The sequence below is a fragment of the Lelliottia sp. F153 genome (assembly GCF_002870005.1).
In the GTDB taxonomy this organism is placed as follows: Bacteria; Pseudomonadota; Gammaproteobacteria; order Enterobacterales; family Enterobacteriaceae; genus Enterobacter; species Enterobacter nimipressuralis.
The window spans coordinates 558,093-583,623 of the sequence record NZ_PKFT01000001.1 but is presented as its reverse complement, the minus strand read 5'-3'; the positions used below and the strand labels follow the sequence as shown (position 1 = coordinate 583,623).

Below are 25,531 nucleotides of genomic sequence, written 5' to 3'. Positions count from 1 at the left end.
CCTCTCCCAAACCGGGAGAGGGAAAGTGAGGACCCATGACGGCTAACACCCCTGAAATCATTCCTGTTACCGACCGCATCGAACTGCGGGCCATCGACGAGCGCTATACCGCTGAACTGCACAATCTGGTGGTCAAAAATAAAAGCTGGCTACAAACCGCCTTTGACTGGGCGCAGTATGTGGGAACGGAAGACGACACGCGCAAAAATGTGCTCAGCAATCACATGCTGCATCAGCGCGGTTACGCGAAAATGTTCCTGATTTTTCAGGATCAGACCCTGAAAGGTGTGCTGTCATTCAACTCGATTGAGCCGACGAATAAGACGGGGTATATCGGCTACTGGCTGGATAAAGGCAGCCAGGGGCAGGGTATTGTGTCAAACGCGTTGCAGGCATTTATGCGCTATTACGCTGAGCGCGGGGAAGTCCGCCGTTTCGTCATCAAATGCCGCGTGGCGAATGCGCAAAGCAACAGCGTAGCCGTGCGCAATGGTTTTGAGCTGGAAGGATGCCTGAAAGAAGCCGAATTTTTAAACGGCGAGTTCCAGGATGTAAACAGCTACGCCAAAATCATTCGTCTATAGCGCGCCGAGCAGCGGGGTACGGGTGATGCGCTGTTTCCCGTTGATCACCTTCTCACCGCGTAAATGGATGTTATCGCCACCGAATGCCTCAATCACCGCATCGTCGGTGATTTCAATACGATGTTCGATCAGCACATCGCCGCTGATTCTCGCCCGTCCCTGAATCACCACTTTGTCATCAATCAGGATCGGGCCACCGCGCAGCCAGGCCTGGCCGCCGATCAGTACATGATGTTTGATGATCACGTTCCCCTCGACCACGGCGTTTTCTGCCACCTGCGAACTGTAGCGTAGCGTCGGAATCGCATCGTCTTCACGGCCGGCAACCAGCCGGGCATTGCCATACACTTTTGCGCAGTCGCAGACCCAAACGTTATTCAGATCGTTGCCTTCGATGAGCGCATTCTCGAACACTTCGGCCCGATGCTCGATAAAAGCGAAATTGACCATCGCCTCCCCGTAAATCTGTGCCTGATGGACAATCCTGGACTGGCTGACGGTGGCGTTATCGTAAATTTTCAGAACCTGTTCACGATCCGGCGTCAGGCCAAGGGCTGCAATAACAGTGCTTTGATGCAGAATGCGTGCATTGCCGTAAAGATGGCAGATACCGCGCACTTCGGAAGACTGAACGGTGACGTTGTCACTTAACTTTGCGCCATGGCTGATGAGTGAACCGTCGACCCAGCTGTTATCTGCGATTTTCGCGCCGTGGCTGATCACACAAGGCTGGGTGATACGCGCGTTATCGCGAATTTGCGCCTGTGCGAAAACTACGCTGTTTTCATCATAAACCCAGCAGTTGCCGTCATGGGACAGGGCGCTTTCATCCTCCAGCCAGCCGCCTTTTGTCCCGGCGGTCACATCGCTGAAATCTCGTGTGGCGATGATTTGCCGGAGCTTTACGGCTGCTTTTGTTTCGCCGTTCTGCCAGTGGTGGAGGCGGGTTTCGTCGCTGAGTCGGTATTTTTGCATCTCATGATCTCGGCTAAGGGTCTTTACTAACCGTAGCAAACTTTACGCCTTCTGAAGTGCTGGCAACCGCGTCTGAAACCCCTTAAACTAGCATTTCAAATGTAATTTATACTTTAAAATGAATGCATAATAGACACAAATCCCAACAGGTTCTTAACTTACCGTTCGGTTACTTTGGCATGGTATTAGGGACTATTGGCATGGGTTTCGCGTGGCGCTATGCCAGCATGATCTGGCCGGTTTCCCGTTGGCCGGGTGAGATTCTGGTGCTTCTGGCGATCCTCATCTGGTGTTTGCTGACCCTGGCAATGCTTACCCGCGCCGTACGCTTCCCGCACAGTGTTCTTGCGGAGATGCGCCATCCACTGATGAGCAGTTTTGTCAGTCTGTTTCCGGCCACCACACTGCTGGTGGCGATAGGGTTTGTCCCCTGGTGTCGACCCGTTTCGCTGGTGCTGTTTGGTATCGGCGTTGTGGTGCAGCTGAGCTATGCCGCCTGGCAAAGCGCCGGTTTATGGCGGGGAAAACACCCCGAAGAGGCCACCACGCCGGGCCTGTATCTCCCGACGGTCGCCAATAATTTCATCAGTGCGATGGCCTGCGGCGCGCTCGGTTTCCACGATGCCGGGCTGGTATTTTTGGGGGCCGGCGTTTTCTCCTGGCTGAGCCTTGAGCCAGTGATATTGCAGCGTCTGCGCAGTTCCGGCGAGCTACCGGCGGCGCTGCGCACCTCTCTGGGTATCCAGCTGGCGCCTGCGCTGGTGGCCTGCAGCGCCTGGTTTAGCGTCAACGGCGGTGAGGTAGATACCTTCGCCAAAATGCTGTTTGGCTACGGGCTGTTGCAGCTGCTGTTTATGCTGCGCCTGATGCCCTGGTATCTCTCCCAGCCGTTCAACGCCTCCTTCTGGAGTTTCTCGTTCGGCGTTTCTGCGCTCGCCACCACCGGGCTGCATCTGGGGCAGAGCAGTCCATCGGGCTTTTTCCACGCCATTGCGGTACCGCTGTTTATTTTTACCAACTGCATCATTGCGCTCTTACTGGTGCGCACCTTCATTTTACTGGTGCAGGGAAAGCTATTAGTTCGTTCAGATAAAGCCACGCTTATGCACGCTGAGGAAAAGAGATGACTCACTTTGATGAAAACTATTTTACGGAAAAATATGGCCTGACCCGCACCCACTCGGATGTGGTTTACAGCGCCGGGATCGTCAAACCCGGCAAAACCCTGGATCTGGGCTGCGGCAATGGTCGCAACAGTCTGTATCTGGCCGCGAAGGGTTATGACGTAACCGCCTGGGATAAAAACCCGATGAGCATCGATAACATCGCGCGCATCCAGGCGAAAGAAGGGATCGTCAATCTGCAGGCTTCCGTGCAGGATCTGAACAGCCTGAGCTTTGACGGTGAGTACGATTTTATTCTCTCGACCGTGGTGATGATGTTCCTGGAAGCCAAAACCATTCCAGGACTGATTGCGAACATGCAGCGCTGCACCGTGCCTGGCGGTTACAACCTGATTGTGGCGGCGATGGATACGGAAGATTATCCGTGCACCGTTGGTTTCCCGTTCGCCTTTAAAAGCGGCGAGCTGAGCCGCTACTACGAAGGCTGGGAACTGCTGAAATATAATGAAGACGTCGGTGAATTACACCGCACCGACGCCAATGGCAACCGCATCAAACTGCGTTTCGCCACACTGCTTGCCCGTAAACCGGCCTAACGCGCCGCCAGCAGGCAGAGTTGCAGGGCCGTTTTGTAAGAGGCCTCGAACGACGACAGCGGCAAAAACTCAAACTTCGAGTGGAAGTTATGCGCGCCAGTGAAGAAGTTCGGGGTCAACAGTCCTTTCGCCGACAGGGCCGCACCATCGGTGCCTCCGCGCATCGGCGTCGGTTTTGGCGTGATGCCGAGCGACGTCATCGCCTCAAACATCAGGTCGATAGCACGACGATCTTCCCCAATCGCATTGCTGATATTGCTGTAGGTGTCTTCAATGTGATGCTCGACGCGGGCAGTAGGGTGTTGCGCGGCGATTTTACCGGCAACGTCAGCGATCTGCTGCTTGCGCGCGGCAAAACTCGCTGTGTCGAAATCACGGATATTGGCTTTCAGTACCGCCTCGCTTTGCCCGGCCTGAATGCCGTTAAACCAGATATACCCCTCGCGGCCCTCGGTGCATTCCGGCGTCTGCTGACGGTCGAAGTGGCTGATGTAGTCCATCGCCATCAGTAGCGGGTTCACCAGCACGCCTTTCGCCGACATGGGGTGGGCGGTTACGCCGGTAAAGCGGATTTCTGCCGCTGCCGCGTTAAAGTTCTCGTAAACAATCTCGCCAATTTCGCAGCAGTCGATGGTCCAGGCAAAATCAACGTCGAAACGTTTTAGATCAAGCGCTTTCGCCCCGCATAAGCCAATCTCTTCATCGGGTACAAACGCCACCACGATATCGCCGTGCTGATCTTCTGCCGTCAGGTTTTCCAGAACCGTCATTACCACCGTCACCGCGGCTTTATTATCTGCGCCTAATACGCTGGTTCCGTCGCTGAAAATAATCTCTTCGCCAGGATAAGCCAGTATTTCTGGATGCTCATTCACCCGTAACCAGATCTGTTTCTCTTTATTCAGACAGAGGTCTTCTCCTGCGAAAGTTAATATTTGCGGATGAATATCCGGTGATAATCCCACGTCTACCGTATCAATATGGGTAATAAAACCAATGCGCGGAGCGCCGCTGACATTGCCTTTTTTGACGGCGGTCACCGTGGCAAATTCGTCGATCACGATGTCGCTCAACCCCAGTGATTTCAGCTCTTCTGCCAGCACCCGCGCCATCTCGTGCTGGCCCGGTGTGGAAGGGAGGGTTGCGCTTTTCGGATCGCTCTGGCTGGTGATGGCCAGGTAGCGATAAAAGCGTTGGGTTAATTGACTGGAAAGCGAATTCGTCATAGTGATTCTCTCTTTATTTGTATTATCAGGTGTTTGCATTGTCACTTTAATGGTATTTATGCAATGGCAAAAGAATTAATTAGCCGTCGAATTAAAAAGACAGGAAAATGCGATGAATAGCAAACTGACAACCTTAACCCTGGCAATTGCTGCATTAACGGTAAGTTCCGCCGTGGCGGCAAAGACACTGGTGTATTGCTCCGAAGGATCGCCGGAGAATTTTAATCCCCAGTTATACACCTCTGGCACCAGTGTGGATGCCAGTGCCGTACCGGTCTATAACCGACTGGTCGATTTTAAACCCGGCACGACGGAGCTGGTGCCAAGCCTGGCCGAAAGCTGGGATGTCAGCGAGGACGGCAAGGTCTACACCTTCCATCTGCGCAAGGGCGTTAAATTCCAGAGCAATAAATTCTATAAACCGACGCGCGATTTTAATGCCGATGATGTGATTTTCTCCTTCATGCGGCAGAAAGACGTTAACCACCCGTACCACAACGTCTCCAACGGCAGCTATTCCAACTTTGAAAGTCTGGAGTTCGGCAGCCTGATTACCGCCATCGATAAGGTGGACGACCACACCGTGCGCTTTACCCTGGCGCATCCGGAAGCGCCGTTTGTCGCCGATCTGGCCTGGTATTTCGCCTCGATTCTCTCAGCAGAATACGCCGACGCGATGCTCAAAGCGGGTACGCCGGAAAAAGTGGATATGGACCCGATAGGCACCGGGCCGTTTAAACTGACGCAGTACCAGAAAGATTCGCGCATCCTCTTTACCGCGTTCCCGGACTACTGGCAGGGCAAATCAAAACTCGACCGACTGGTGTTCAGCATCACACCGGACGCCTCCGTGCGTTTTGCTAAAATCGAGAAAAACGAATGCCAGGTGATGCCATTCCCGAATCCTGCCGATCTGCCGCGCATGAAGGCCAACAACGATATTAACCTGATGAGCAAAGCGGGGCTGAACACCGGATTCCTGGCGTTTAACACCCAAAAGCCGCCGCTGGATAACGTGAATGTGCGTCAGGCGCTGGCGATGGCGATCAACAAACCGGCGATCATTGACGCGGTGTTCCATGGCACGGGAACCGCAGCGAAAAACCTGCTGCCGCCCGGCGTCTGGAGCGCCGACAGCGAGCTGAAGGATTACGATTACAGCCCCGATAAGGCCAAAGCGCTGCTGAAAGAGGCGGGATTTGCCAACGGCGTGAGTATTGAACTGTGGGCGATGCCGGTGCAGCGCCCGTATAACCCGAACGCCAGACGGATGGCCGAGATGATTCAGGCTGACTGGGCGAAAATCGGCGTGCAGGCCAAAATCGTCACCTATGAGTGGGGCGAATACCTTAAGCGTGTGAAGGGCGGCGAACACCAGGCGGCGCTGATGGGCTGGACCACGGCGACGGGCGATCCGGATAACTTCTTCGGCCCGCTGTTTACCTGTACGTCCGCTAACGGCGGCTCGAATTCGGCGAAATGGTGCTATCAGCCGTTTGATAAGATCATCAACGAGGCGAAATCGATAACCGATCACGAGAAACGCGTGGCGCTGTACAAAGAGGCGCAGCAGATGATGCACGATCAAATGCCTGCGGTGATGATTGCGCACTCCACCATTTTCGAACCGGTGAGAAAAGAGGTGACGGGTTACGAAATCGATCCGTTTGGTAAACACCTCTTCTGGCAAGTGGATATTAAATAACCATAAATCACTGCCCGTGACTATTCCGGGCAGTTTGTTTTTTGAATTGTGCCGCCAGCACCCTTTTTGTCACAACAAACCCCTGATTCTTTTGCTATAACTTCATATGCATATCTGCACATAACAGGGATTCACAACCATGCGTACTCAGACTTTTTTTAAAGTTGCAGCGCTCTCTAGCCTGCTGGTTTTAGCGGGCTGCGCGTCCAAAGTGGCGCAACCCGATCAATATTCGGGCTTTTTGAAAGATTATTCAGGCTTGCAGCAGACAACGTCAGCAACGGGCAAACCGACGCTGCGCTGGGTAGATCCATCCTACAAACCGTCTAATTACGATAATATTGTCTGGAATCCAATCACCTATTATCCGGTGCCAAAACCCACCACGCAGGTAGGGCAAAAGTTACTGGACGATCTGCTGGCCTACACCAATACCAAAATGAAAGCGGCCATTGGCCAGACGAAACCGCTGGTGACAACACCAGGGCCACGTAGTCTGATCTTCCGCGGCGCGATTACGGGTGTGAGTTCGAAGAGCGAAGGGCTGCAGTTCTATGAAGTGGTGCCGGTTGCGCTGGTAGTAGCAGGTACGCAAATGGCGACAGGACACCGCACGATGGACACCCATCTCTTCTTTGAAGGTGAGTTGATCGATGCGTCAACGGGTAAACCGGTGATCAAAGTGGTTCGTAAAGGCGAAGGGAAAGAGCTAAGTAACGAAAATTCACCGATGACCGTGGCGACGCTGAAACAGGTCGTGGATGACATGGCGACGGATGCCACCATGTTTGATGTGAACAATACCAAAAAATAATCTGAAACCGGCGGCCTCACACCGCCGGTTTTTTTATGCCATCCGCAGACGCCTGAACCAGGTTTCCGGTCGGGTGAACATCACCAGGTTCCCCGTCAGTATCAGCAGTAATCCCGCCACCGCGTTCATGTGCCAGACGTAGCCCTCATACACCGTAGAAATCGACAGCGCGACCAGCGGGAACAGCAGGGTGCTGTAGGCCGCTTTGCCTGCACCGATGCGACCGACGAGGGTGAAGTACGCGCCAAAGGCAATCACAGAACCGAAGATCGCCAGATACAGCAGCGCACCGATGTAGCTCATGGTCCACTCGGGGACAAAGCTGTCGCCGCGCACCAGCGCAATCGCACCCATCACCAGCGTACCGTAGGTCATCGCCCAGGCGTTGGTGGTCATGGTTTCCAGACCGTTACGCTGATGGCGAAGGCTGATCATATTGCCCAGCGAGAAACCGTAGGTTCCAAGCGCTGACAGGCCGATACCCAGCAGCAGTTCGTGGCTCCAGCCGCTGGCCAGCAGATCGTCCCAGAAGAGGGTGATGATGCCGAGCAGCCCGAGGATCGCGGCGGCCCAGAAGCGCGCCGGTGGTCGCTGGCCGAAGAAAATAAAGCTGTTAATGGCGTTATACAGCACCGCCATCGAGAAAATGACCGACTCCAGCCCGGTATTGATAAACTTCGCCGCTGTGTAAAAACACCAGAAGTTGAAGCAAAACACGCAGCAGCCCTGAACCATACAGAACAGATGATCGCGCAACGCCAGTTTACGCAGACGCCCCAGCGCCAGCAGGACCAGCATCATCGCGGCGCTCGCCACGGCAAAGCGCCAGAAAATGGACACCGGCGCGGCAACCGGTCCTTGTTGCAGAAAAATCGCAATCCAGGTCGTCCCCCAGATCACCACCACCAGCCCATACAGAAGTGCGTTCATCGTTCTCTCTTATCAAAGGGTAAAAGTGAAGTGTGACCGGAACTGAACCGCCGCGCTTTCAGCCACTTGCGGCTCACTTGCAAATTCTTGCGCTTTTTTGTTTCCTCATGACTGGTATCGCGGGGCAACACTTCTTAGACTGTCGATCTGTTTACTTGTCAGTTACGGTTATGTCTCACGCTTACGACACCTTTGAAACCCTTCGCCAACAGAACGCCGTGCTGCGGGAGACGGTCGCCCTCAATTCGGGCATCCAGCTGGCGGCGTGGTACAACAAGCACGATACGGTGACGGTAAAAAGTAACCACCACACCCTGAGCCTGTATGTGGCGGACGGCTACGAGAGTTACCACAAAACGGCCAGCGGCTGGAAAAACGGCGGCGGGCCGGACCGTTTTTGCCTGATGCCAAAAGAGAGCGAGTCTAGCTGGGACATTCGCGACGATTTATCCTTTGTGCACCTCTACTGCACTGACGAGCACCTGCGCGAACTGGGTGAGAAGATCTGGGATAAAAGCCCGGCGGCGATCGCGCTGGATGAAAAAACCTTCGCCAGCGATCCTAAAATCGCGATGCTTTATCGCCAGTTTTTGCTCGGCTGCGACTGGCAGCAGCAGGCCAATCAGCTGACGCTCAGCACTGCCAGCACCTTGCTGCTGACCCACCTGATCCAGAACTATTCCAGCGTGCAGTGGAAGCTGCCCGTCGTCACGGGCGGCCTTTCGCCGTTCGTGCTGCGCAACGTACTGGAGTATGTAAATAACCATCTCTCCCAGGCGTTAACGCTGGCTGAGCTGGCTGCGGTAGCGGCGTTGAGCGAATACCACTTTGCCCGCATGTTCCGCCAGTCGATGAATATGGCGCCGCATCAGTACGTCATGCAGCAGCGTATGGAAAAGGCGAAGAATCTGGTGCAGTTCACTCAGCAACCTTTGACCGACATCGCGCTGGCCTGCGGGTTTAGCTCGGCCAGCCATTTCAGCAATCGCTTTAAAGCGACCCTCGGATTAACCCCCTCGCAGCTACGCGCGGCGAAAGCGCGATAACACGACAAAACAGATCCCACCCGCGATAAGCCCCCAGAACGCCGACCCAATCCCGAGCAGTGTTACACCGCTGGCGGTCACCAGAAAAGTGACGATGGCCGCATCGCGCTCCGCCTCATGTTGTAACGCCTGATACAGACTGCCACTGATGGTGCCCAGCAACGCCAGCCCGGCCAGCGTCTGGATCCAACTGAGCGGCAGCGCCGCCATCAGCGCGGTAATCGATCCGCCGAAAATGCCTGCCAGCAGATAAAACACGCCTGCCGCCGCCGCGGCCAGCCAGCGCTTGTTGGCGTCCGGGTGCGCATCCGGGCTTTGACAAATGGCGGCGGTTATCGCCGCGATGCAGATGGAAAAGACGCCAAACGGTGAGAACAGCAGGGCCAGTGCGCCGGTGAAAATGATCAGCGGCGAAACCGCGACCGGATATCCGGAGGCTTTCATGGTGGCGAAACCCGGCGCGTTTTGCGACGCCATGGTCACGAGAAAGAAAGGCAGGCCGATGCTGACGAGCGTGGTGAAGGTAAACTTCGGCGCGATAAATTCCGGAAGCACCACGCGAAAAGCAAGATTATCCGTGACAACGTCACCTCCCACCCAGGCTGCCACACTTCCGACCAGCAGTGTAGCGACAATGGCATAGCGCGGCGCGAAGGCTTTTGCGACAAGCCATGCCAGCAGCATGCTTCCACACAGCAGAAAATGGCCCTCAAGATGACTGAACGCCTGCAGGCCAAAGCGCAGCAGCACACCGGCGAGCATCGCCGCCGCGAGAGTATGTGGGATAATTTTCATCAGCCGGGCGAACAGACCCGTCACGCCGCAAAGCAGAATTAGCGCGTTAGCGAAGATAAAAATGCCGATGGTTTCGGCAAGGGTGACGCCCTGCAGGCTGGTCGCCAGCAGCGCCGCGCCAGGCGTGGACCAGGCGGTAAGCACCGGCGATTTGTACCACAGGGAGAGGGCGAGCGTGCTTACCCCCATCCCGATGCCGAGCGCGGTCATCCAGCCTGCAATCTGTTGGGGCGTGGCGCCCGCTGCGGCCGCAGCCTGCCAGATGATGGCGGCAGAGCTGGCGTAGCCCACCAGCACGGCGACGAAACCGGCCAGCACCGCCGGAAAAAGTGAGGAGGAAGGGCGCATAAAGACTCCGTTGTGCGTTATAGCGTCCGTGGGAATGTAGCACTGTGCGCTATAGCGTACAAGTGGTACACTCCCGGCAACGGGAGGATCTATGAATATCACTCAACATCTGGCGTCAACGCTGAAAAACGAGCGTCAGGCGCGTGGCTGGAGTCTGTCGAAGCTGGCGGACGAGACTGGCGTGTCGAAAGCGATGCTCGGGCAAATCGAGCGTAACGAGTCCAGCCCGACGGTTTCGACCCTGTGGAAAATCGCCACCGGCCTGAACGTCCCTTTCTCCGCCTTTATTACACCGGAAACACACCCGCAGCCCGTCTTTGACCCGCAGCAGCAGGCGATGGTCGTCAAGCCGCTTTTCCCGTGGGACGAGACACTAAAGTTTGACCACTTTTCGATTACCCTGGCGCCGGGCGCACTCAGTGAATCGACGCCGCACGAAGCGGGTGTGATTGAACATGTGGTGGTGATCAGTGGCGAACTGGAGATGTGTCTCGACGGCGTCTGGCGCACGATTTTACCCGATTCCGGCGTGCGTTTTGCGGGCGATAAACCCCATGCCTACCGCAACAGCAGCGGGCAGACCGTGCACTTTCATTCGTTGATACATTATCCCCGCTAAAGGTACGCAAAACGGTTTCGCTGTCGTAGACTTCTGACTACAATAGCCGCCATTTTGACCATAACGGATAACGACGAAGTATGCGCCTGCAATCCCATCATCTTGAACTCTTAAGCCCGGCCCGTGACGCCTCCATTGCGCGTGAGGCGATCCTGCACGGTGCGGACGCGGTCTATATCGGCGGCCCGGGCTTTGGCGCTCGCCATAATGCCAGCAACAGCCTGCGCGATATCGCCGAGCTGGTGCCGTTTGCCCACCGTTTCGGTGCCAAAGTGTTCGTGACCCTGAACACCATTCTTCATGATGATGAACTTGAGCCTGCCCAGCGTCTGATTACCGAACTGTACCAGACCGGCGTTGATGCCCTGATCGTGCAGGACATGGGCGTGCTTGAGCTGGACATACCGCCGATTGAATTGCATGCCAGCACCCAATGCGATATCCGCACGGTTGAAAAAGCGAAGTTTCTCTCTGACGTCGGTTTTACCCAGATCGTGCTGGCACGCGAGCTGAATCTGAACCAGATCCGCGATATCCACCAGGCCACCGACGCCACCATCGAATTCTTCATTCACGGCGCGCTGTGCGTTGCCTATTCTGGCCAGTGCAACATTTCCCATGCGCAGACCGGGCGCAGCGCGAACCGCGGCGACTGCTCTCAGGCGTGCCGTCTGCCGTACACCCTGAAAGACGATCAGGGGCGCGTGGTGGCGTTCGAAAAACACCTCCTGTCGATGAAAGACAACGACCAGACCGCCAACCTGGCGGCGCTGATCGACGCAGGTGTGCGCTCCTTCAAAATTGAAGGGCGCTACAAAGACATGAGCTACGTGAAAAATATCACCGCGCACTACCGCCAGATGCTGGATGCCATCATTGACGATCGCGGCGATCTGGCGCGCGCGTCTGCCGGGCGTACCGAGCATTTCTTTATTCCGTCGACGGATAAAACCTTCCACCGTGGCAGCACCGACTACTTTGTGAATGCGCGAAAAGGCGATATCGGCGCGTTCGATTCACCGAAGTTTATCGGTCTGCCGGTGGGAGAAGTGCTAAAAGTCGCGAAAGATCATCTCGACGTGAAAGTGACCGAGACGCTCGCCAACGGCGACGGTCTGAATGTGATGATAAAACGTGAAATTGTCGGTTTCCGCGCTAATACGGTAGAGAAAACCGGCGAAAATCAGTATCGCGTGTGGCCAAATGAAATGCCTGCCGATCTCTATAAAGCGCGTCCGAATGCGGCGCTCAATCGCAACCTGGACCACAACTGGCAACAGGCGCTGCTGAAAACCTCCAGCGAACGTCGCATCGCCGTGGATATCGAACTGGGCGGCTGGGAAGAGCAGCTGATCCTGACCATGACCAGCGAAGATGGCGTGAGCGTCACCCATACACTGGACGGTCAGTTTGAAGAGGCGAATAACGCCGAAAAAGCGCTGAACAGCCTGAAAGAAGGTGTGGCGAAACTCGGGCAGACAATCTACTACGCGCGCGATATTCAGGTGAACCTGCCCTCCGCGCTGTTTGTCCCGAACAGCCTGTTGAACGCGTTCCGTCGCGAAACGGCAGAGATGCTGGATGACGCGCGTCTGGCAAACTATCCGCGCGGCAGCCGTAAAGCGGTCTCTGTGCCTGCGCCGGTCTATCCGGACACCCACCTGTCGTTCCTTGCTAACGTCTACAACCATAAAGCGCGGGCGTTCTACCATCGCTATGGCGTGCAGCTGATCGACGCGGCCTATGAAGCGCATGAAGAGAAGGGCGATGTGCCGGTGATGATCACCAAACACTGCCTGCGCTTCGCCTTTAACCTGTGTCCGAAACAGGCGAAAGGCAGCATCAAAAGCTGGAAAGCAACGCCGATGCAGCTGGTGAACGGAGACGAAGTGTTAACGCTGAAATTTGACTGCCGTCCGTGCGAAATGCACGTCATTGGTAAGATGAAAAATCACATCTTTAAGATGCCACAGCCGGGTAGCGTGGTGGCATCTGTCAGCCCGGAAGATCTGATGAAAACCCTGCCGAAGCGTAAAGGGATTTAATCAGCGAAAATGGGTCTCCGGTTTGCGCGATTTTTGCCAGTGATGGTGTTCGCGCAAACCCTCCGCGGACTCCTCCGCCACATACCGCAGTTCGTCGCTGTCCGCGCTATGACGCAACTGATGGTCGGCATTCTGTACCAACAGATATTCATGCCCTTTATGCCCCGCCATTAACTGACCCGAAAACAACGCGCAGGTCAGCAGTACGATTGATAAACACGTTTTAACCATTTCATCACCACCGCGTAATATTTGCGGCTACTATGCCAATAGTTGCGTCGGGTTATTATTCGGATATTCAAACTAACGAAAAGAGTTTGTCAGTTTTTACAACTGATTTGTGTCAAGTCTAATAAAAGACCTGGCCTTTTAAGGGTATTTTAGCGAGGTGATGCCCTCTGAATAATAGGCGCTAGAAGATTGAGAAGAATCCGATATAATAATGTTTTGACTATGGACCAGGTCGATCAAATGACAAAAGCATTCTCTCTTTCCGCCTTCGGTATTGCTGTCGCAATTGTTGGCGCTGCCTATATGGGTTACGCGCACTTCCACGATAAACCCGATTATCTGCAAGCTGCTGAAACCCGAGTCAGTTCATATCTCACCAGCGATTATGGCCGCGTATCCTGCAACAGCACGCAGGTGAAGGGCCAGCAGTGGCATCTGGAATGCCACAACATAGCGAAAAGCAAAAACTTCGAATATGACGTCTATCCTGCTGAAGAGGCGCCCTATGGCGTATCACGCGCATTTTACCTTGAAGCGGTTAACGATAACGCCATTCAAAGCGCCAGTCAGGGGCTGATGAAATATCTGCAAATTAGTACAGCAGCGAATAATGTCCAGTCGTGATAATGCCGGATGACGTTTGTTTAATATTCGTTTATGTCGCGAATGGTAATTTACTGTGCGATCCGCTACCGGTTATGGAATACCGGACGTAGATACCAAAATACAAATCTATCCATGCAAGCATTTACCGCCAGATTATGGCGGTTTTTTTTGCGTTAAATTCAGCGAATATCTGCATGACACTGGCGGGATAAATATTGTTTTCTGTATTGCGCAGGCGAAAGATCATACTGCTGGCGAAAATGGTGGCGCAGGGTGGCGGAATGGCCGAACCCGGTTTGCTCTGCGATGCTGTCGATACTTAAGCGGCTATTTTCCAGAAACTCCTTTGCCCGCAGCAGCCGTTCGTTCAGTAGCCAGCGCGCGGGCGTGGTTCCTGTGGCATTCGCAAAACGGCGCAGAAAGGTTCGCTCACTCATTCCCACACGACGCGCCAGGGAACTCACGCAGTGGTTCACCGTCAGCTGCTGATGCAGAAAATCAAACAGCTGCCCGAATCGCTGGCTCTCCCGCAATACCGCGACCGGACGGCTCACCTGCTGCGTTTGTGCGCCATCGCGGTGCGGCTGAATCACCAGACGGTGCGCCACGCGGTTCGCGGCGTCCATGCCATAATCACGCCGGACGACGTGCAGGCACAGATCGATTCCGGCGGCGCTGCCCGCCGAGGTGAGAATTGTCCCTTCATCCTGATAAAGCACATCTTCAATCACCTCGATCGCCGGAAAGCGCGTTTTCAGTGTCTCTGTATAGCGCCAGTGCGTGGTGGCTTTTCGCCCGTCAAGCACGCCCGCTGCGGCCAGCACGAATACGCCGGAACAGATTGAGAGCAAATTGCAGCCGCGCGCGTGGGCACGGCGAAGCGCCTCGCACAGTGCGGGCGGAACGGTTTCCTCTACACCGCGCCAGCCGGGGACGATAATCAGGTCGGCCTGTTCCAGAAGTGTTAAATCACCGTCTGCCACCATTCTGATCCCGCCCGTCGCCCGCAGCTCGCCTTGCTCCACGGAAGCCACGCTAAACCGATACCAGTCATCGCCCATTTCAGGGCGCGGCAGGCCGAAAATCTCGACCGCCACGCCAAACTCGAAAGTACACAGACCGTCGTACGCCAGGGCAACCACCCGCGGGCGCGGGACCTGTCGTAAGTTTGTCATCATTTTGCTGTTTTCTGGCATAACCGCAGGCATTCACTGACTCAATTTTTGGATAACGTACTGTTAACACAAACGCCATACAGGAGGAAGTACCATGAGTTATGTCACTGAGTTTCCCGCTGCCGACCCACAAGAGTCTGTCGCCCATTTTCTGCGCCGTCTGAGCGTGGAAACGGACTGCGCCGACGTGCACCACGCCATAGCCAACCATCAGCAGGACTTTGTATTGCTGCACGTCGTGGGCCGCCCGGAGCAATTTGCCCGCCGCCATTTGCCGGGGGCGATCCATTTGCCCTGGTCGGCGATGAACGCCGAAACCATGGCGCAGTGGCCGCAGGATACCCTGTTTGTGGTGTACTGCGCCGGACCGCACTGCAACGGCGCAGACCGGGCGGCGCTGAAGCTTTCCCGTCTCGGCTTGCCGGTCAAAATCATGATCGGCGGCATTACAGGTTGGGAAGATGAAAACTTCGCCTTTGCCACGGATGACTGACCCGAAGATGAAAAAAATTCATCTGCCATGAAATTTTCTCGTTTGCTGCAACGCAGGGGTTATGACATCTTTTTGGACATATAGCCATCCAGAAGTCTAAAAGTTCAATTACTGAATTATCACTGTTGGCAATCAAATGCTGGCAGCAAAGGAGAGAATCATGCAACGACAACACGCCCCGTACCGTGCAGATGTGGTAGGCAGTTTTTTACGTCCCGATGCGATTAAAGAGGCGCGAGCGAAATTCGCCAGCGGTGAGATTGACGCCGGTCAGCTGCGTGCCGTTGAAAACGACGCCATCCGTAAGGTGGTAGAGCAGCAGTGCGCCTGCGGCCTGCACGTGGTGACGGACGGTGAGTTTCGTCGCGCCTGGTGGCACTTTGATTTCTTCGACGGTTTACAGGGCGTGGAACGCTACGATTCAAACCAGGGTATCCAGTTTAACGGCGTGCAGACCAAGGCCCACGGCGTGCGCGTTACCGGCAAACTGGGCTTTGGCGACCATCCGATGCTGGAAGATTTCCGCTATCTGAAAAGCATCAGCGGCAACGCCCAGCCGAAAATGACCATTCCAAGCCCGAGCGTGCTGCATTTCCGTGGCGGGCGTAAAGATATCGACGCGACGGTTTACCCGGAACTGGACGCCTATTTCGACGATCTGGCGACCACCTGGCGTGATGCGATCCATGCGTTTTACGAAGCGGGCTGCCGGTATCTGCAGCTGGACGACACGGTCTGGGCCTATCTCTGTTCTGACGATCAGCGCCGCCAGATCAAAGCGCGCGGGGACGATGCGGATCAGCTGGCCCGTACCTATGCCCGCGTGCTGAACAAAGCGCTGGAAGGCAAACCAGACGATCTGACCATCGGTCTGCATGTCTGTCGCGGCAATTTCCGCTCGACCTGGATCTCCGAAGGTGGTTATGAGCCGGTGGCCGAAGTGCTGTTTGGTTCCGTCAACGTGGACGCGTTCTTCCTCGAATATGACAACGACCGCAGCGGTGATTTCGCGCCGTTACGCTTTGTTCGTCCCGGCAAGCAGCAGGTGGTGCTGGGCCTGATCACCACCAAAAATGGCGAACTGGAAAACCCGGAAGGGGTAAAAGCGCGCCTGGAAGAGGCGGCGCAATACGTGGCAAAAGAGCAGATTTGCCTCAGCCCGCAGTGCGGTTTTGCCTCGACCGAAGAGGGCAACACCCTGACGGAAACTCAGCAGTGGGACAAAGTGCGTCTGGTGACGCAGATCGCTGACGAAGTCTGGTAATTCTTCGGGCACAGCATTGCACTTTATTAATGCAGCGCTGTGCCATTCTGAGTCGTTTCCCGCCGTTTACTGCCTTTACTCCCCTGAAATTCCGCGATTTTCCATCCTGGCATCCTTTTTGCTCTCCTGAAAATGACACGTTTGATTCTGCGTCCTGGTTGTACCGGACGTTTTCGCACAGCTTGTTTTTCAGGAGTGAAAATATGCACCGTCGTACCTTAATCAAAGCTTTCGCACTGTCTGCTTCCGTGGTCGCAATGGGGATGAGTTTCGGCGTGCAGGCTGCCGATACGATTAAAATCGGGATCATGCACTCGCTCTCCGGCACGATGGCGATCTCAGAGACGCCGCTGAAAGACGTGGCGCTGATGACCATTGATGAAATCAACGCCAAAGGCGGCGTGCTGGGTAAAAAGCTCGAACCGGTGGTGGTAGATCCGGCCTCGAACTGGCCGCTGTTTGCGGAAAAAGCGCGTCAGCTGTTAAGCCAGGATAAAGTCGCAGCGGTCTTTGGCTGCTGGACTTCCGTGTCGCGCAAATCGGTATTACCGGTCTTCGAGGAGCTGAACGGGCTGCTGTTCTATCCGGTGCAGTATGAGGGTGAAGAGATGTCGCCAAACGTGTTTTATACCGGTGCGGCACCCAACCAGCAGGCCATTCCGGCGGTCGAGTATCTGATGGGTGAGGATGGCGGGAGTGCCAAACGCTTCTTCCTGCTGGGGACCGACTACGTTTACCCACGCACCACCAACAAAATCCTGCGGGCTTTCCTGCATTCCAAAGGGGTCCAGGATAAAGATATTGAAGAGGTCTACACCCCGTTTGGTCACAGCGATTACCAGACTATCGTTGCCAATATCAAGAAATTCTCCGCTGGCGGCAAAACGGCGGTGGTCTCCACCATCAACGGCGACTCCAACGTTCCATTCTATAAAGAGCTGGCAAACCAGGGCGTGAAAGCGACGGATGTGCCGGTGGTGGCGTTCTCCGTGGGTGAAGAGGAACTGCGCGGCATCGACGCTAAACCGCTGGTTGGTAACCTCGCCGCCTGGAACTACTTCGAGTCTGTCGATAACCCGACCAACCAGACGTTCGTCGCCGCGTATAAAGCCTACGCCAAAGCGCACAAACTGCCGAACGCCGATACGGTAGTGACTAACGATCCGATGGAAGCCACCTACGTGGGCATTCATATGTGGGCGCAGGCGGTGGAGAAAGCCGGAACCACCGACGTGGACAAAGTGCGTGCCGCCATGGCCGGACAATCCTTCAAAGCGCCGTCAGGCTTTATGCTGACCATGGATGAAACCAACCACCATCTGCATAAGCCGGTGATGATTGGTGAAATCGAAGGCGATGGCCAGTTCAACGTCGTCTGGCAGACCGATAAAACCGTCCGCGCTCAGCCGTGGAGTCCGTTCATTCAGGGCAATGATAAAAAGCCCGACCAGCCGATGAAAACCGCCAGTAACTAAGCCTAATCGCACGGAGAAAAGCCATGAGCGTAATGCGAATGTTCGTCGCAATAGTCTGGCTTGCCGGTCTGCTGCCAGGGATGGCGCAGGCGTCGGATGCGGACAACTTTGTCGCCGCAAGCCGCAGCCAGCAAACCGCACTGCTGGAACACTGGGCCGTCGCGCCGGATGTCAAACGCCTGCCGCTGTTGCAGGCCCTACAGAAAGAGAACCTGTTTGCTGACGGGCAGAAGCACGCTTTTGCTCGCGTCAACGGCGAGATGGTCGCGCTGGGTGATGCGTCGACGGTGGCGGGTGAGCCGAAAGCGGTCCGTCTGACCAACCGCCTGCGGGTGTTGGCGTCGACGGCACTGTCCACGCACCTGCTCGCCAGTGACAACGTCACGCAAAGAGCGCGTGCCGCGCTTCAGTTGCAGCGCGATGCCACGCCGGACATGCTGAATATGTTGCAGCAACGTCTGCTCGTCGAGAAGGATGACGGCGTGCATCAGGCGCTGGAAGTGGCGCTGGCAAATCTCCAGCTGGTCAGCCCGCAGGCGGAGGTGCGTTTGCAGGCGGTTGAGCTGCTGGGGCACTCAGCCGATCCGGAAACCCAGACCCGTCTGTTGCCTTATACCCAGCCCCAAACGGAACCCGACGCCCGCGTGCGCGAGGCGGCGGAAAACAGCCTGAGCAAAATCCAGCATCGTCTGCTGATAAGCGATCTGCTGGGGCAGGCCTTTATGGGGCTGTCGCTGGGGTCCGTACTGCTGCTGGCGGCGCTGGGACTTGCGATCACCTACGGCTTGCTGGGGGTGATCAATATGGCGCACGGCGAAATGCTGATGCTGGGCGCCTACTGCACGTGGATGGTTCAGCAAATGATGGCGCAGTTTATGCCCCAGTGGCTGGCATTTTATCCGGTGGTGGCGCTGCCGGTGGCCTTCCTGGTGACTGCCGGGATCGGTATGGCGCTGGAGCGCACGATTATTCGCCATCTCTACGGTCGACCGCTGGAAACGCTGCTCGCGACCTGGGGCATCAGCCTGATGATTATCCAGATTGTGCGCATGACCTTCGGCGCGCAGAACCTGGAAGTGGCTAACCCGACGTGGCTGTCGGGGGGCGTGCAGGTGTTTGCCAATCTGATCCTGCCGTGGAACCGTCTGGTGGTGCTGGGATTTGTACTGCTGGTCCTGTTCTTCACCTGGCTTATCCTCAACAAAACCCGCCTGGGGCTAAACGTACGGGCGGTGACGCAAAACCGCAGTATGGCCGCCTGCTGCGGCGTGCCGACCGGGCGCGTCGATATGCTGGCGTTTGGTCTGGGATCGGGGATCGCGGGATTAGGAGGCGTGGCGCTGTCGCAGCTCGGTAACGTCGGGCCGGAACTCGGGCAGGGTTACATCATCGATTCGTTCCTCGTGGTGGTGCTGGGCGGTGTCGGCCAACTGGCAGGCAGCGTGGCCGCAGCATTTGGCCTCGGGATCTTCAACAAAATTCTTGAACCGCAAATGGGTGCCGTGCTCGGCAAAATCCTGATTCTGGTGGCGATCATTCTGTTTATTCAGAAACGTCCTCAGGGGTTGTTTGCACTTAAAGGGAGGGTGACAGACTGATGAGCCAGCCGCTGACGTTAACCCTGGCGCGAAAAGCGCCACGCTTTATCCCGCTTTTTGGCAGCCTGATACTTGCCATTTTGCTGGTCCTGCCGTTTCTGGCGCTGCTGCCGGCCAGCCATCCGCTGGCGGTTTCGACCTGGATGCTGACGCTTGTCGGGAAGATCCTCTGCTATGCGATCGTTGCCGTCGCCCTCGACCTGGTCTGGGGTTATGCCGGAATGCTGTCTCTGGGGCACGGTATTTTCTTTGCTCTCGGCGGGTATGCGATGGGGATGTACCTGATGCGTCAGGCATCGGGCGAAAGCCTCCCGGCGTTTATGTCGTTTCTCTCCTGGAGCGAACTGCCGTGGTTCTGGTGGGGCACACAGCATTTTGCCTGGGCGATGCTGCTGGTGGTGATGATCCCTGGCCTGCTGGCGCTGATCTTCGGCTGGTTTGCCTTTCGCTCAAAAATCAAAGGGGTCTATTTTTCGATCATGACCCAGGCGCTGACCTACGCGGGCATGCTCCTGTTCTTTCGCAATGAAACCGGCTTTGGTGGCAACAACGGCTTTACCGGGTTTACCACGCTGCTGGGCTTTTCGGTGACGGCAACCACCACGCGTATCGCCCTGTTCCTGGCGACCGTTGTCCTGCTGGTGGCCTCGCTTGCCATCGGTTTTGCGCTGGCGAAAAGCAAATTTGGTCGCATCCTGACGGCGGTGCGCGATGCGGAAAACCGCCTGACGTTTTGCGGCTACGATCCGCGTGGTTTCAAACTGCTGGTCTGGACGCTTTCGGCGGTGCTGTGTGGGCTGGCCGGGGCGCTGTACGTCCCGCAGGTGGGGATTATCAATCCCGGCGAAATGTCGCCAACTAACTCTATTGAAGCCGCGATTTGGGTGGCTCTCGGTGGGCGAGGAACGCTGGTCGGCCCGGTGATTGGCGCGGCGCTGGTCAACGGTGCGAAAAGCTATTTTACCGTGGCGATGCCGGAATACTGGCAGCTGTTTCTCGGCGGAATTTTTATCGCCGTCACGCTCTTTTTACCGCGCGGCGTCTACGGGCTTTTTCGTAAGGGAGAGAAATAATGCAGCCAGCCGAAGGACTCTTTACCCGGCAGTTGCCCGGCGACCGCTTTCGCGATCAGACCGACCCGGTGCTCCAGCTGGAGTCGATTAACGTCAATTTCGACGGTTTTCAGGCGCTGACGGATCTGTCGCTCAACATTGGCGTGGGTGAATTGCGTTGCGTCATTGGGCCGAACGGCGCGGGGAAAACCACGCTGATGGACGTGATTACAGGCAAAACGCGGCCACAAAGCGGGCGGGCGATTTACGATCAGTCGATAGATTTAACGGGTCTCGATCCGGCGGCGATTGCACGTCAGGGGATCGGGCGCAAATTCCAGAAACCGACCGTGTTCGAAGCCCTGACGGTGTGGGAAAACCTGGAGCTGGCAATGAAAGGCGACAAATCCGTGTGGGCCAGCCTGCGCGTGCGTTTGACGTCAGAGCAGAGCGACCGTATCCACGAGATGTTAACGCTGCTGCGCCTGAGCGCAGAGCGCGACCGGCGCGCCGGGATGCTCTCTCACGGGCAAAAGCAGTTTCTGGAAATCGGCATGCTGCTGGTGCAGGAGCCGCATTTGCTGCTGCTCGATGAGCCTGCCGCCGGGATGACCGATGCGGAAACCGAATATTCGGCAGAGCTGTTTCGCACGCTTGCCGGGAAACACTCCCTGATGGTGGTCGAGCACGACATGGGCTTTGTTGAAACCATCGCCGATCACGTCACCGTTCTGCATCAGGGGCGAGTGCTGGCGGAAGGCTCGCTGCGTGAGGTGCAGGCCAACGAGCAGGTGATTGAAGTCTATCTGGGACGCTAAAGGAGCCGTCATGCTACAGGTAAACGAACTGAATCAATATTATGGCGGCAGCCACATTTTACGCGGCGTGAGTTTTGATGCGCCCGGCGGGGAGGTCACCTGCTTGCTCGGGCGCAACGGCGTGGGAAAAACGACCTTACTCAAATGCCTGATGGGGCTGATTCCGGCGCGCAGCGGGGAGATTGTCTGGCAGGGCAAAACCATCACTCACGCCAGGCCGCACCATCGCGTTCAGTCTGGCGTGGCGTACGTACCGCAGGGGCGTGAGATTTTTCCGCGTCTGACGGTGGAGGAAAACCTGCTGCTGGGGATGTCGCGTTTTTCCGCACGAGAGGCGAAAAGCGTCCCGGAGGATATCTGGCAGCTGTTTCCGGTGCTTAAAGAGATGAAGCACCGTCGCGGGGGCGATCTCTCTGGCGGGCAACAGCAACAGCTGGCAATTGGCCGCGCGCTGGCAAGCCGTCCGCAGCTGCTGATCCTCGATGAGCCAACAGAAGGCATTCAGCCGTCAGTGATTAAAGAGATTGGCGTGGTGATCCGCCAGCTCGCCAGCCGGGGCGATATGGCGATTTTACTGGTGGAGCAGTTCTATGATTTTGCCGCGGAACTGGCGGATAACTACCTGCTGATGTCGCGCGGAAGCATCATTCAGCGCGGGCGCGGGGAGAACATGGAGCAGGAGGGCGTTCGCGGCTTAGTGGCGATCTGAGGGTTATTGTTTTTTGAAATGTTATATTATAACATTCGCGCTCTCATAACATGGAGTGAGGATCGCGTTTTGGCAGCACATATTGGAAAATTTGCAATGACTCTGGGGGCGCTGCTGGTCAGCGGCCATCTGTTTGCCCACTCGCACGGTCACCAGATGACCGAAGCGGAACAACAAGCGGCGAACGGGGTATTCGAGGATAAAGACGTTAAAGACCGCAAGCTCTCCGACTGGGACGGTACCTGGCAGTCCGTTTATCCTTTCCTGCTGGATGGTTCACTGGATCCGGTTTTCAAAAAGAAAGCGGAAAAAGAGGGAAGTAAAACCTTTGACGAGGTGAAAGCATACTACCGCAAAGGATACGCCACGGACGTAGACACCATCGGCATTGAAAATAACGTGATGGAGTTCCACATCGGCAAAACGGTGGCGAGTTGTCATTATGACTATAGCGGGTTCAAAATCCTGACCTACGCATCAGGCAAGAAGGGCGTGCGTTACCTGTTTGAGTGTAAAGACGCCAGCTCTAAAGCACCAAAATTTGTGCAGTTCAGCGACCACACTATCGGCCCGCGTGCCTCGGCGCATTTCCATCTCTTTATGGGCGATACCTCCCATGAGGCGCTGCTGAAAGAGATGGATAACTGGCCGACCTATTATCCGAATGAGATGTTTAAAAAGCAGGTGGTGGAGGAGATGTTGCACCACTAAGGTTCCTGCAAGTCACGCTGTTAAACGCCGGGCACGCGCAACGCTGCCCGGCAACACGCTACGCCGTTTCCACTCGCTCAGCCCAGGGCTTCATGCTCATCCCACGCAGGATCATCAGCCAGGCCACCACAATCGCGACCATCATAATCACAAACAGCGACCAGTGCGGCAGGTGGGTCAGAATAAGCCCGGTAATCATCGGGTTCGCCGCCGCGCCCAGCCAGCCTAGCGCCTGCGCCGAGAAATAGCTCGCTTTCATCCCCGGCGGCGCGATGTTATCGATCAACAGGTATTCGCCCGGTGCATAGATAATCTCGCCGATGGTAAACACCGCCGAGGCAATTCCCCAATAGATCAAATTGGTGCCCGAGAGCATAAACCCGCCCAGCCCGAGCAGGAAGAAGAGTGTCCCGAGCGCCATCAGCGGACGAATATTGCTGGCCTTCAGCCTGCGGCCGATAAAATATTGCAGAGAGACCACCATCGCGGCGTTGGCAGGCAGCACCACGGCCACCACTTTTTCTGCGAATTCACTGGTGTAATCCGCCGCCAGCACATACTGGGAGATACAGCTGGCGAACGAGCCGCCGACGTAAGAGGCCAGCAGACCAGAGAGCGTATACCAGAACAGCGCCCGGTCGCGAAGCAGCACCGAGGGTTGCCACGGAACGGTGACGTTGTCACTGTCTGCCGCAATGCTCTTTTGCACATACACCTGAATAAACACCAGCGGCAGCGCGGCGCAGAAGGCTGCCAGCCAGAACGGCAGTTGCAGGCTGTACATCACCAGCAGCGTGCCAATCGGCGGCCCGACCGTCCAGCCGATATTCAGAAAACTGTAGTTGAGAGAGAAGACGCGCGCTTTCTCTCCCGGCGTCAGTACATCTGCAAACCAGGCTTTGAGGACCGTTGAGAACACAGAGTACGCGCAGTTAATCACCGCAAAGAACAGCACCACCAGGGTGACATTATTCACCAGCGGAATGGCCACGAAACCGGCGATAAACGCCAGAATCGACAGCAGCATGTAGCGCTTTTTATCGAACTTATCCGCCAGGATGCCAAATCCCATGCTGAACACCACGCCAATGGTCAGGGCGATGGTTAGGGCATAGCCGATATTCGCCACGCTCATCTGGTAAACGCGCGTGAGGTAGATGGTCATAAAGGGCAGCGTGGCCCCCCGACCGATGGTTAACAGTAATGACGATGCCAACAACGCTGCGGTTGAGCGCCTGAGTGATGATTTCATTTTCCTGCCCGACATATGCTTATGCTTTTTTTATGTCTCAATGATTATCACGCCATAAGGGGAGTTGTATACCACCCAATTTTTCCGTAAGTGCTTTGTCTGACTGCCAGAATTAATGATCTTTTCCTCACTCGCTTTTTTCGTTACCTTGAATCTGTTTACAAAAATTTAATAAATCAGGGGCAGGGTATGACGCGCAAAGACGGACTGCTGGCGTTGCTGGTGGTTGTGGTATGGGGACTGAATTTTGTGGTGATTAAAGTCGGGCTGCACAATATGCCTCCGCTGATGCTCGCCGGTTTGCGCTTTTTACTGGTGGCCTTCCCGGCGCTGTTTTTTGTTGCCCGTCCAAAAATCCCGTTTCGTCTGCTGCTCGGCTACGGCCTGACCATCAGCTTTGGTCAGTTTGCTTTTCTCTTCTGCGCCATCAAGTTTGGGATGCCAGCCGGGCTGGCGTCGCTGGTGTTACAGGCGCAGGCTTTCTTCACCATCATTCTTGGCGCGTTTGTCTTTGGTGAGCGTTTACAGGGCAAACAGCTGGCGGGGATTACGCTTGCGGTATTTGGCGTGCTGGTGCTCGCCGAAGCGAGTCTGAACGGTCAGCACGTGGCGATGCTGGGCTTTATGCTCACACTGGCCGCAGGGCTGAGCTGGGCGTGCGGAAATATCTTCAACAAGCTGATTATGCAGCACGAGGCGCGCCCGGCGGTGATGTCGCTGGTTGTCTGGAGCGCGCTGATCCCGGTCATCCCGTTTATGGTGGCATCGCTGATTTTTGACGGCCCGGCGCTGATGCTGAAAAGCCTGATTGAGATCGATCTCACCACCATTTTGTCGCTGGTGTATCTGGCTTTCGTCGCGACGATCGTCGGGTATGGCATCTGGGGTACGCTGCTCGGGCGTTATGAAACCTGGCGTGTGGCGCCGTTGTCGCTGCTGGTGCCGGTGGTCGGGCTGGCGAGTGCGGCAGTTCTGCTGGGCGAAAAACTGACGATGCTGCAACTGATCGGCGCGGTGCTGATCATGGCCGGGCTGTACATCAATGTCTTTGGATTGCGGCTGCGTCGGGCGACGCGCATCAGGGGATGAAAAAAGCCCCGCAAACGCGGGGCAAAAACGAATCAGAGGTCGTGCTGATTGTAATAAGGCACGCCTAATTCGTCGGATTTGTCGCTACCCGCACCCATATGATTGAAATCAAACGGTGATTGATCGTGTGCGGTAGGCAGAACCATCGTAGTGCGGCTGTTCTGCTGATTAGCGTGAGTGGTTTGCTCCGCAAAAGTCTGGCCGGAGACCAGCACCAGTAAGGTGAGGGCGGCGGAGGCGATACGTTTCAT

General features: G+C 55.9%; 26 protein-coding genes. 18 read left to right on the top strand and 8 right to left on the bottom strand.

Annotation, left to right across the window (positions count from 1 at the left end; genetic code table 11):
- Positions 1-35: 35 nt before the first annotated feature.
- Positions 36-584 (top strand): 50S ribosomal protein L7/L12-serine acetyltransferase, encoded by a 549-nt coding sequence (rimL, locus tag F153LOC_RS02790; protein ID WP_102103690.1) that lies wholly within the window; start codon positions 36-38, stop codon positions 582-584.
- On the opposite strand, the gene ydcK is transcribed toward rimL, so the two are convergent.
- Positions 579-1,559 carry a YdcK family protein gene (gene ydcK, locus F153LOC_RS02785; RefSeq protein WP_102103691.1) on the bottom strand — a complete coding sequence of 327 codons (981 nt, stop codon included), beginning with the start codon at positions 1,557-1,559 and terminating at the stop codon, positions 579-581. The genes rimL and ydcK overlap by 6 nt on opposite strands.
- A 122-nt stretch (positions 1,560-1,681) precedes the next feature.
- Here ydcK and tehA point away from each other — a divergent pair, with 122 nt between their 5' ends.
- Positions 1,682-2,686 carry a dicarboxylate transporter/tellurite-resistance protein TehA gene (gene tehA, locus F153LOC_RS02780; RefSeq protein ID WP_102103692.1) on the top strand — a complete coding sequence of 335 codons (1,005 nt, stop codon included), beginning with the start codon at positions 1,682-1,684 and terminating at the stop codon, positions 2,684-2,686.
- Positions 2,683-3,279 (top strand): tellurite resistance methyltransferase TehB, encoded by a 597-nt coding sequence (gene tehB, locus F153LOC_RS02775; protein WP_102103693.1) that lies wholly within the window; start codon positions 2,683-2,685, stop codon positions 3,277-3,279. The genes tehA and tehB overlap by 4 nt, the downstream gene beginning before the upstream one ends.
- On the opposite strand, the gene pepT is transcribed toward tehB, so the two are convergent.
- A complete protein-coding gene (pepT, locus tag F153LOC_RS02770) occupies positions 3,276-4,505 on the bottom strand; it encodes a peptidase T (protein ID WP_102103694.1) in 1,230 nt (409 codons plus the stop codon). The two genes, tehB and pepT, sit on opposite strands and share 4 nt — an antisense overlap.
- A gap of 112 nt (positions 4,506-4,617) precedes the next feature.
- Here pepT and F153LOC_RS02765 point away from each other — a divergent pair, with 112 nt between their 5' ends.
- Together F153LOC_RS02765 and F153LOC_RS02760 are read left to right on the top strand one after the other, a co-directional pair.
- Positions 4,618-6,210 (top strand): ABC transporter substrate-binding protein, encoded by a 1,593-nt coding sequence (locus F153LOC_RS02765; RefSeq protein WP_102103695.1) that lies wholly within the window; start codon positions 4,618-4,620, stop codon positions 6,208-6,210.
- Between the two features lie 139 nt (positions 6,211-6,349).
- Positions 6,350-7,024 carry a DUF3313 domain-containing protein gene (locus F153LOC_RS02760; protein WP_102103696.1) on the top strand — a complete coding sequence of 225 codons (675 nt, stop codon included), beginning with the start codon at positions 6,350-6,352 and terminating at the stop codon, positions 7,022-7,024.
- 33 nt (positions 7,025-7,057) lie between these two features.
- Here the strand turns inward: F153LOC_RS02760 and F153LOC_RS02755 are convergent, their stop codons facing one another.
- Complete coding sequence (locus F153LOC_RS02755; RefSeq protein ID WP_100780201.1) at positions 7,058-7,954, bottom strand: DMT family transporter; 897 nt, start codon at positions 7,952-7,954, stop codon at positions 7,058-7,060.
- A 170-nt stretch (positions 7,955-8,124) separates the two neighbouring features.
- Between F153LOC_RS02755 and F153LOC_RS02750 the strand changes: the two genes are divergently transcribed.
- Positions 8,125-9,000 (top strand): helix-turn-helix transcriptional regulator, encoded by an 876-nt coding sequence (locus F153LOC_RS02750; RefSeq protein WP_102103697.1) that lies wholly within the window; start codon positions 8,125-8,127, stop codon positions 8,998-9,000.
- Here the strand turns inward: F153LOC_RS02750 and F153LOC_RS02745 are convergent.
- Positions 8,977-10,164, bottom strand: coding sequence for a benzoate/H(+) symporter BenE family transporter (locus tag F153LOC_RS02745; protein WP_255409575.1), 1,188 nt, complete (start codon positions 10,162-10,164; stop codon positions 8,977-8,979). The two genes, F153LOC_RS02750 and F153LOC_RS02745, sit on opposite strands and share 24 nt — an antisense overlap.
- Before the next feature lie 70 nt (positions 10,165-10,234).
- Between F153LOC_RS02745 and F153LOC_RS02740 the strand changes: the two genes are divergently transcribed.
- Together F153LOC_RS02740 and F153LOC_RS02735 are read left to right on the top strand one after the other, a co-directional pair.
- On the top strand, positions 10,235-10,762 hold the full coding sequence (locus tag F153LOC_RS02740; RefSeq protein WP_100780199.1) for a helix-turn-helix domain-containing protein: 528 nt from the start codon (positions 10,235-10,237) through the stop codon (positions 10,760-10,762).
- An 80-nt stretch (positions 10,763-10,842) separates the two neighbouring features.
- The gene (locus F153LOC_RS02735; protein WP_102103698.1) at positions 10,843-12,807 is read left to right on the top strand and encodes a U32 family peptidase; all 1,965 of its coding nucleotides are present in this window, start codon (positions 10,843-10,845) and stop codon (positions 12,805-12,807) included.
- On the opposite strand, the gene F153LOC_RS02730 is transcribed toward F153LOC_RS02735, so the two are convergent.
- The gene (locus F153LOC_RS02730; RefSeq protein ID WP_102103699.1) at positions 12,808-13,038 is read right to left on the bottom strand and encodes a DUF2554 family protein; all 231 of its coding nucleotides are present in this window, start codon (positions 13,036-13,038) and stop codon (positions 12,808-12,810) included.
- Between the two features lie 240 nt (positions 13,039-13,278).
- Here F153LOC_RS02730 and F153LOC_RS02725 point away from each other — a divergent pair, with 240 nt between their 5' ends.
- Positions 13,279-13,662: a hypothetical protein gene (locus tag F153LOC_RS02725; protein WP_102103860.1), complete on the top strand. Its 384-nt coding sequence runs from the start codon at positions 13,279-13,281 to the stop codon at positions 13,660-13,662.
- A gap of 161 nt (positions 13,663-13,823) precedes the next feature.
- Here F153LOC_RS02725 and ftrA read toward each other — a convergent pair whose 3' ends face one another.
- Positions 13,824-14,840: a transcriptional regulator FtrA gene (gene ftrA, locus F153LOC_RS02720; RefSeq protein ID WP_102103861.1), complete on the bottom strand. Its 1,017-nt coding sequence runs from the start codon at positions 14,838-14,840 to the stop codon at positions 13,824-13,826.
- 73 nt (positions 14,841-14,913) lie between these two features.
- Here ftrA and F153LOC_RS02715 point away from each other — a divergent pair, with 73 nt between their 5' ends.
- The 8 genes from F153LOC_RS02715 to zinT all read left to right on the top strand — a co-directional run bounded on the left by F153LOC_RS02715 (position 14,914) and on the right by zinT (position 22,939).
- Positions 14,914-15,312, top strand: a complete 399-nt coding sequence (locus tag F153LOC_RS02715; RefSeq protein ID WP_102103700.1) for a rhodanese-like domain-containing protein — start codon at positions 14,914-14,916, stop codon at positions 15,310-15,312.
- A gap of 160 nt (positions 15,313-15,472) precedes the next feature.
- Entirely contained in the window at positions 15,473-16,576 is a 1,104-nt protein-coding gene (locus F153LOC_RS02710; RefSeq protein WP_102103701.1) for a cobalamin-independent methionine synthase II family protein, read from the top strand.
- Positions 16,577-16,779: 203 nt separating this feature from the next.
- On the top strand, positions 16,780-18,051 hold the full coding sequence (gene urtA / locus F153LOC_RS02705) for an urea ABC transporter substrate-binding protein (RefSeq protein ID WP_102103702.1): 1,272 nt from the start codon (positions 16,780-16,782) through the stop codon (positions 18,049-18,051).
- 23 nt (positions 18,052-18,074) lie between these two features.
- Complete coding sequence (gene urtB / locus F153LOC_RS02700; protein ID WP_102103703.1) at positions 18,075-19,649, top strand: urea ABC transporter permease subunit UrtB; 1,575 nt, start codon at positions 18,075-18,077, stop codon at positions 19,647-19,649.
- Entirely contained in the window at positions 19,649-20,722 is a 1,074-nt protein-coding gene (gene urtC, locus F153LOC_RS02695) for an urea ABC transporter permease subunit UrtC (RefSeq protein WP_102103704.1), read from the top strand. The genes urtB and urtC overlap by 1 nt, the downstream gene beginning before the upstream one ends.
- Positions 20,722-21,519 carry an urea ABC transporter ATP-binding protein UrtD gene (gene urtD, locus F153LOC_RS02690; protein WP_102103705.1) on the top strand — a complete coding sequence of 266 codons (798 nt, stop codon included), beginning with the start codon at positions 20,722-20,724 and terminating at the stop codon, positions 21,517-21,519. Before urtC ends, urtD begins: the two co-directional genes overlap by 1 nt.
- Positions 21,520-21,529: 10 nt before the next feature.
- Entirely contained in the window at positions 21,530-22,228 is a 699-nt protein-coding gene (gene urtE / locus F153LOC_RS02685; protein WP_100780189.1) for an urea ABC transporter ATP-binding subunit UrtE, read from the top strand.
- Between the two features lie 69 nt (positions 22,229-22,297).
- Positions 22,298-22,939 (top strand): metal-binding protein ZinT, encoded by a 642-nt coding sequence (gene zinT, locus F153LOC_RS02680; RefSeq protein WP_102103706.1) that lies wholly within the window; start codon positions 22,298-22,300, stop codon positions 22,937-22,939.
- A 58-nt stretch (positions 22,940-22,997) separates the two neighbouring features.
- Here the strand turns inward: zinT and ydeE are convergent, their stop codons facing one another.
- Positions 22,998-24,191, bottom strand: coding sequence for an efflux MFS transporter YdeE (gene ydeE, locus F153LOC_RS02675; RefSeq protein WP_102103707.1), 1,194 nt, complete (start codon positions 24,189-24,191; stop codon positions 22,998-23,000).
- 189 nt (positions 24,192-24,380) lie between these two features.
- Here ydeE and eamA point away from each other — a divergent pair, with 189 nt between their 5' ends.
- Positions 24,381-25,280, top strand: a complete 900-nt coding sequence (gene eamA, locus F153LOC_RS02670) for an O-acetylserine/cysteine exporter (RefSeq protein ID WP_102103708.1) — start codon at positions 24,381-24,383, stop codon at positions 25,278-25,280.
- Positions 25,281-25,312: 32 nt separating this feature from the next.
- Here the strand turns inward: eamA and marB are convergent, their stop codons facing one another.
- Positions 25,313-25,531: a multiple antibiotic resistance protein MarB gene (gene marB, locus F153LOC_RS02665; RefSeq protein ID WP_100780185.1), complete on the bottom strand. Its 219-nt coding sequence runs from the start codon at positions 25,529-25,531 to the stop codon at positions 25,313-25,315.